Here is a 3669-nt window from a genome sequence, read left to right as displayed (position 1 = left end):
GGCTTTCAGTGTCCATTAAAATCTAATCAATCTTTGTACTTCTCAAGCGCAAAGAATTCAAGATAACAGAAACGGAACTAAAGCTCATCGCCAATGCAGCAATCATTGGAGAAAGTAAAATCCCAAAAAACGGATATAAAATACCTGCTGCTATCGGAATCCCCAATATATTGTATCCAAGAGCGAAAAACAGGTTTCCTTTGATATTTGCCATAACCTTATGGCTCAACAACCGGGCCTTTGCGATCCCGTTTAAATCTCCCTTCACCAATGTGATGGCTGCGCTCTGGATGGCTACATCCGTTCCCGTGCCCATCGCAATGCCGATATCAGCCTGAGAAAGTGCAGGTGCATCATTGATGCCATCGCCTGCCATGGCTACCTTTTTGCCTTGGGCCTGTAGTTTTTTTATTTCATTCAGTTTGTCCTCCGGCAGCATCTGAGCCTTAAAACCGTCCAAATTCAAGGTTTCGCTTACTGCTCTTGCTGTATCCTCATTGTCGCCTGTAAACATGATTACCTTGATTCCCTCATGTTGGAGTTTTCGGATTGCATCTGCACTGGAAGGCTTGATCTTATCAGAAATCACAACAAATCCGACAGCTTTATTTCCTACAGCTAAATAAGAAACGGTTTTACCCTGCTTTTGAGCGGCCCTAACCTGTTCCTCTGATTCAGGATTAATTGTCGTTTTAACATGTTCCATTAATTTTTGATTCCCCAAAGCCAACCTTTCTCCATCCAAGATACCCATTACTCCCTTTCCCGTGATCGCCTCAAAGTTTGATATGGGTTTAACATCTATCTTGTTTTCTTCCCCATAACGCAAAGTTGCCTGAGCCAATGGATGTTCGCTGCTGCTATTCAAAGCCACAATTTTTTCAAGAACATCCTGCTCTGTAAAATCCGGATTTACACTGACCACCTTTTCTACCGATGGCTTACCTTCGGTTACTGTACCAGTCTTATCTACGATCACTACATCAATCGCATTCATTTTCTCAAGGGATTCAGCATTCTTGATCAGTATACCAGACTGGGCACCCTTACCTACTCCCACCATTACTGACATTGGCGTAGCAAGGCCCAGCGCACATGGACATGCAATAATCAATACCGCTATTGCATTTACAAAAGCATAAACGTAGGCCGGATCGGGGCCATATACAGCCCATACCACGAACGTTACAATAGAAATCAATACCACAACAGGCACGAAATAACCTGAGATTTTATCCGCCATTTTTTGGATGGGCGCTTTTGAGCGGCTTGCCGAATTCACCATTTCGATGATCTGCGACAAAAGCGTTTCTGAACCCACCTTCTCCGCAAGCATCACAAAGGTTTTATTTCCATTGATAGTGCCCGAACTTACCTTGTCCCCAATATTTTTCTCCACAGGAACGGGTTCACCTGAAATCATGGATTCATCAATAATAGCTTCCCCGGTCTTAATACTACCATCTACCGGGATTTTTTCACCTGGCTTTACCCTCAACAGATCTCCTTTATGGATGTCATCAATAGATACTGATATTTCCTTATCCCCAACCACTTTTGTTGCTGTATTCGGGGCCAGCTTCAGCAGCTCCTTAATGGCGCTGTTGGTTTTGCTATGTGCCCCGGCTTCCAAAAGCTGGCCAAGCAATACCAAGGTCAGGATCACGGTTGCCGCCTCAAAATAAACAAAAACGGTACCATGATGTGTTTTAAACTGATCAGGGAAAAAATCAGGAAAAAGAAGTGCGACAAGGCTAAAAACCCATGCTACCCCTGCGCCAATTCCGATCAGGGTAAACATATTCAGTTTCCAGGTTATGATAGACTGCCATGCCCGCTGAAAGAACATCCAGGTAGCATAAAAAACCACCGGAATAGAAAGCGCGAACTGAACCCAGTTCCAGTACTTAAGTTCCAATAAATCAAACAAGGGATTATTTGGAATCATTTCAGTCATGGCTATAACAAAAATGGGTATGGTAAAAATTGTGGCTACCCGGAATTTTTTGAGCAGGGTTTCATAAGTTTTATCTTCCTCTTCAATATCTACCCCTAATGGAATTAGCTCCATGCCGCAGATTGGGCATGCGCCGGGTTTGTCACTAATGATCTCGGGATGCATGGGGCAGGTAAATTTTGCCGTATGCTTAAGAACGGGCTGTTTTATCAGGTCCATTCCACACACAGGGCAGTGCCCTGGCTTATCATAGGTCTTTTCGCCTTCGCAGTGCATCGGACAATAAAATAATGCTCCAGCTTCTTTTCCACCAAGCTCTTGTCTGGAGGAATTTTGCCCTTGGGATAATCCATGATGGTGATCATCTATATGTTCATTTGCTTTTAAAACATGTTTTTCAACAGCGCCCATTTCAATGCCGTAATGTCCAACAGCAGAAAGCGCCTCCTGCAATTTCTCAGTTGGTATATGTTTTTCCATTGTAATGATGGCTTCGGCGGGCTCCAGGGACACGTTTGCGAAAATGCCATCAATGGTATTCAGCGCATTTTCAACTTTGGTCCGGCAGCCCTGACAGCTCATTCCGGTTATTTTATAGGTGTGTTCCATGTTGTTGTTTTTCATTGGCTGGTAGCTTAAATTTAGTTATTTACCCAGTATTTATCTTTCTTAAAAAAAGCTGCCAATACCATAGCAAAATGGTTTGATCACATCAGTTGGCTACCGGCTGTTATAAACAGCAAAGCCGGGAAAAGTTCCCGGCTTTGTAATTATTTACATTTTTTGCATCCACCAGTATCTTTGCACTGTTTACTGCAATAATCTTCACATACTCCTTTTGTACAGGATTTTGAGCATTTGGTGCAATTGTTCATTTTACGGTTGCAGCATGGTGTGTTGCCTGCGAACGTATAGGTAGATAGACTGATCAACATCATTGATGTGATGATAAGGAACTTTTTCATTTGAATATTTTAATGTTGTGATAAAAAACCAGCGTCAATTTTAGTTTATTTATATCAACAATACTTTCGGCGGGTGCCAGAAAGGGAATGAAAAGTCAATTGTACTTTCACGCGCCAGATTACCTGAGCAGTTTTCAACCTCTATAGGAGCGGCTGGTACTATTTGAACCACTTTGTTTATGGTGAATCCTGGCACATTGCAGCATAGTTTGGTCAAACACATGCCCATTGCTTTATCCGTTTTGTGCGACTTGCATGGCTTAGCCATACCCGATTGCATACAGCATTTCGGCTCTTTATCGTATTGCATAGCCTGTACTGTTCCAGTAACAACTGAAACTAGGCTCATGCAGATAACCATAAAAAACGCGATGACTTTCATGATCGCAAGTAACATTTTTCTCTCGCAAGAACTTTATATAATTTTATGAATTTGTTATATAATTTTTCGCCTTCTATTGATTGATAGTTTTAAAAAGCTTTCTACTAAAGCAATCTTCATTAACGAACTTTTCACAACATATCACCTAAACACTTAGTACTACAACAAATTCCAGAAGTGCTGAGTTTTATCATTTGATCAAAATCCTGGAAGCTGGTATATACATTTCAGTTAGCACTTAATTGATTTTTACACGACATCCTAAAGAATCCTTTAATAAAGAAATAAGAATTAATTAAAGGTGAGTTTTTGGCATCAAACCAGAATTAACAAAACTCAAAACACTAATTCACAACCAATTGCAC

The 3669-nt window shown here is 41.3% G+C and carries 2 protein-coding genes; both read right to left on the bottom strand.

Annotated features, from left to right (window positions below; translation table 11 throughout):
- Positions 1-22 precede the first annotated feature (22 nt).
- On the bottom strand, positions 23-2581 hold the full coding sequence (locus tag AC1DPQ_RS21195; protein WP_477610789.1) for a heavy metal translocating P-type ATPase: 2559 nt from the start codon (positions 2579-2581) through the stop codon (positions 23-25).
- Positions 2582-2971: 390 nt separating this feature from the next.
- The gene (locus AC1DPQ_RS21190; protein ID WP_477610788.1) at positions 2972-3271 is read right to left on the bottom strand and encodes a hypothetical protein; all 300 of its coding nucleotides are present in this window, start codon (positions 3269-3271) and stop codon (positions 2972-2974) included.
- Positions 3272-3669 lie beyond the last annotated feature (398 nt).

It is taken from the genome of Pedobacter sp. 01T416_2, assembly GCF_056398925.1.
Note: the sequence above shows the minus strand (reverse complement) of the source record. Positions and strands in the feature narration are given on the sequence as shown.